3 protein-coding genes and 2 pseudogenes are annotated in these 3,710 nt (G+C 64.1%); all 5 read right to left on the reverse strand.

The features are described from left to right. A pseudogene (locus EN893_RS23780) lies at nucleotides 1-256 on the reverse strand (hypothetical protein); the annotation flags it as partial. A gap of 193 nt (nucleotides 257-449) precedes the next feature. Continuing rightward, nucleotides 450-1,220, reverse strand: coding sequence for an exodeoxyribonuclease III (locus EN893_RS23785; RefSeq protein WP_127269168.1), 771 nt, complete (start codon nucleotides 1,218-1,220; stop codon nucleotides 450-452). A 4-nt stretch (nucleotides 1,221-1,224) separates the two neighbouring features. Next, entirely contained in the window at nucleotides 1,225-1,869 is a 645-nt protein-coding gene (locus EN893_RS23790) for an alpha/beta fold hydrolase (RefSeq protein WP_127269167.1), read from the reverse strand. Between the two features lie 232 nt (nucleotides 1,870-2,101). Continuing rightward, nucleotides 2,102-3,217 carry a tetratricopeptide repeat protein gene (locus tag EN893_RS23795; RefSeq protein ID WP_127269166.1) on the reverse strand — a complete coding sequence of 372 codons (1,116 nt, stop codon included), beginning with the start codon at nucleotides 3,215-3,217 and terminating at the stop codon, nucleotides 2,102-2,104. Then, a pseudogene (locus EN893_RS23800) lies at nucleotides 3,214-3,710 on the reverse strand (Ku protein); the annotation flags it as partial. The pseudogene EN893_RS23800 and the gene EN893_RS23795, both read right to left, overlap by 4 nt.

A 3,710-nucleotide genomic window follows, 5' to 3' on the forward strand; every position in this document is an offset into this window, starting at 1 on the left:
CCATGATCCCGGCCATCGGCCGGTCTCCGGCGCCGTATTTGCCGTCGCGATCGACATCGAAATAGACGAAGGATGAGTAATTGAGCATACCCCCGCCGGCGTTCCATTCGGTACGGACGGCATAGTCGGCAGCCGGATTGGTCTGCCGCCGTCCCTTGCGGCGGCTGCGCTTCCGCCACAGCAGCCAGGACATGACAGCAGCCGCAAGCACCACAATGGCAGCGGCCAGTATCTCGACAGCGCCCAAGTCAGGCATGGAGCCTCGATTCACAAATCTCGTGGGGGGTTGCGTTCACGGGCGATCCGGCTGCGTTGGAGTACTTTGCCGACAGGGTTATTGCATGTCGGCCAAAAGCGAACCCGGATTGGGACAGCAACTTGCATCAAGACAAAGGACTTTAAGCGCGTTGCAGGGACCCGTTCAAGCGCGACGCAATGAAAGCAGTCGCCTACTTCAATTCCACCCACACCGGCGCATGGTCGCTGGCGCCGTCCTCGCCGCGCACGTCGCGGTCGATGCCGGCGGCGGTCAGGCGGCGTGCCAGTTTCTTCGACAGCAGGATGTGATCGAGCCGGAGGCCGGCATCGCGCGGCCAGCGGTTGCGGCGATAGTCCCAGAATGTGTAAAGCGTTTCCTTCGGATGCTTCTTGCGCAGGGCATCAAGCCAACCCTGGTCGAGCAGGCGCTGGAACGACGCCCGGCTTTCCGGCTGCACCAGCGCGTTGTCGTCATAGGAGCGGGTGGCGTAGATATCGCGCGGCTCGGGCACGATGTTGTAGTCGCCGGCCAGCACCACCGGCAGGCCGGTGTCGAGCAACTGTTCGGCATGCACCTCCAGCCGCGCGTGCCAGGCGAGCTTGTAGGCGAATTTCGGACCGGGCTGAGGATTGCCGTTCGGCGCATAGAGACAAGCGACGATGATGCCGTTCACCGCCGCCTCGATATAACGGCTCTGCCTGTCGGCATCATCGCCGGGCAAGGCATCGCGGGTCAGCACTGGCTCGGCGCCCCGTGCCAGGATGGCAACACCGTTCCACGTCGGCTCGCCCTTCCACACCGCGCCATAGCCGGCCGCCGCCAATGCCGAGCGTGGAAACTGCATGTCGCGCGCCTTCAGCTCCTGCAGGCAGGCGACATCGGGCTTTGCCACAGCCAGCCATCCCAGCAGGTTTTCAAGCCGGCTGTTGATGTTGTTGATGTTGAAGGAGGCGATCTTCATCGCTTCAGGAAGCGATCCGACCCGACCACGCCTTGACCGTCTCGGCCAGCATCTTCAGATGGTCGGCCGCCGAAAATCCCGAGATGCTCTTGCGAGGCTTGAGATCGTGGTCGCCGTCCTCCAGCCAGATGACCTCGATGCGATCGGAAAGGTCATAAGTCGCAACCTCGTCCCTGGTGCCGAACTCGTCGCGGGTACCTTGGAAGATCAGCGTCGGCGTCTTCAGATCGGCAAGGTGTTTGGTGCGCAATTGCTCGGGCTTGGCCGGCGGATGGAAGGGATAGCCGAGGCAGACCAGCCCTGAAATCTCGCCCTTGGCAAACATCTCGTCGGCGACCATGGAGGCGACGCGCCCGCCCATCGACTTGCCGCCGATGATCAGCGGTCCCGTCACGCCCTTTGCCCTGAGGTCGGCTGTCGCCTTGATATATTCCGGATTTACCGTCTCGGCCCGCGGCGGCGGTTTGCGGTGGCCGTAGCGGCGGGCAGCCATGTAGTGGAATTCAAAGCGCGCGACCTGTAAGCCGGCCGCGGCCAGCGCCTTGGCGGTGGCGGTCATCGAAGGCGAATCCATCGACGCGCCCGCACCATGGGCAAGCAGGATGGTGGTGGGCGCGGTGTCGGGACCGTCGAAGAGGAAGTGGGTCATGCTGTGATGTCCGGCGCGACGGCGACGCTGCTGATCTCCCCCCTCGTGGGGGAGATGCCTGGCAGGGCAGAGGGGGGCGTGAAGGAATGCCAGCCTTCGGTCATGCTTGCGTGCGGGAACACGCGCCAAAATTGGCCGATCTGTTGGCGGGACAGCGCCCCCCTCTGTCCTGCCGGACATCTCCCCCGCAAGGGGGGAGATTGGCTGTCATGGCGGCCTTTGCCAATCATGCTCACCCCGCCGTCCGCGCCAGCTGCAGATCCACGAACTGCACGCCCTTGGCTGCAACCCGCGCCCATTCCGAATCCGCGTCGAGTTCGAGATAGCGCACCCACAGCTGCCGCGCCTCTAGCAGATTGCCCGCGTCGAACTCCAACCTCGCAAGGTTGAACACCGGATCGGCATAGGTCTTGTCGAGCGCGATCGCCTTCTGCAGGTGCCTTCGCGCCGAGGCTTCGCGACCTTGCTCGCTCATCAGTCCGGCCAGGTTGAACCACGCCTCGACGAAGGCCGGGTCGAGTTTTATCGCATTGATATAGTCATGCGCGGCGTCCACCGCGTGGCCGCCGGCGCGCAGGCAGTTGGCGCGGTTGAAGGCGGCAATCGCATCGCTCGGATCGATGGCGAGACAGCGCTGGTAGAGCGCGGCGGCCCCATCATGGTCGCCCTGCTCCTCCGCCGCTTCCGCCTCGGCGAACAGCTCCTCCAGCGTGTCGTCACCCTCTGCCCCGGCTGTTCCGAGATCGAACAGCAACTGCCCATCGAGTTCGCTCTGGCCGCCTTCGAGATAGATCGCGTCGGCGCGCCCATGCTGCGAGCCGACATTGAGCGACTTGGCGGTCAGCGACGCCACCGGGCCGGAGCGGTGGACGGAGCGCGCGATCGCCGCCCATGTCGCGCCGCCGGCGATGAGCCCGGCATATTTGCGCGCCAGGATCAGGTCGCGGAAGGAATAAGGTTCTGTGTCATGCTCGAACGCATCGAACAGCGACAAAAAATCGAGGTCGGAGCCTGATAGCCGCGACTGATCGATCAGCGATTGCCGCGACAGCGAAGACGCCTCCGGTGTCTTCATCAGTCCGAGAAGGCGCAGGAATCCGTTCTCGCTGATCAGCGTTCGACCGGCCGCGCGCTCGGCGGCGACACTGCGCTCGATCCCGGCATCGCCGTTTTTGACGAGGCCTGCCCTGGCGAGAAGTGTCCGGCCGAAGACGACATGCGTGGTGCGCCTGGTGATACCGCGCCGCAGCTGGCCGTGCTGGCGTTCCACTTCCCGCGCAGCCAGCCTGAGCGGAAAAGCCGCCAGCGCGCCTATCGTGCCGAAAACAGCGCCGGTCGGTGCCGTCATTTCTTGCTCTTGCCGACCGCCTTCAGCAGATTGGCCTTCAACGGATTTTCAGCAGCACCACCCGCTGCCGCCTTCTTCGCGGCGGGCTTGGCAACCTCGTCGGCCTTGCTTTTCGATTTGGCCGGCGGCTTCGATTGCGACAGGCTGGCCTTCAGCGCATCCATCAGGTTGATGACATTGCCGCGCTCGGGTGCCGCCGCGATGATCGGCTTGTGGCCTTTCAGCTTCTCGCGGATCATCGTCATGAGTGCCGCCTCGTAGCGGTCCTCATAATTCTTCGGATCGAAGGTGGTTTCCTTCTGCTTGATCAGCGCCTCGGCGAGCTGCAGCATTTCGGGGTCGGGCTTGCCAGCCGGGATGTTGCCGAAATATTCAGCCGTGCCGCGTACTTCGTTCGGGTTCCTCAATGTACACACGAACATACCGTTCTCGCGCGCGCCGATCGTCACCACGCGCTCGCGGCTGGACAGCACCAGGCGGGCGATCGCCAGCT

Source organism: Mesorhizobium sp. M7A.F.Ca.CA.004.04.2.1 (genome assembly GCF_004022825.1).
In the GTDB taxonomy this organism is placed as follows: domain Bacteria; phylum Pseudomonadota; class Alphaproteobacteria; order Rhizobiales; family Rhizobiaceae; genus Mesorhizobium.

Excerpts from the sequence above, each read along its gene's own strand:
- EN893_RS23795 (WP_127269166.1), bottom strand. The coding sequence starts at position 3,217 with ATGACGGCACCGACCGGCGCTGTTTTCGGCACGATAGGCGCGCTGGCG.
- EN893_RS23785 (WP_127269168.1), bottom strand. The coding sequence starts at position 1,220 with ATGAAGATCGCCTCCTTCAACATCAACAACATCAACAGCCGGCTTGAA.
- EN893_RS23790 (WP_127269167.1), bottom strand. The coding sequence starts at position 1,869 with ATGACCCACTTCCTCTTCGACGGTCCCGACACCGCGCCCACCACCATC.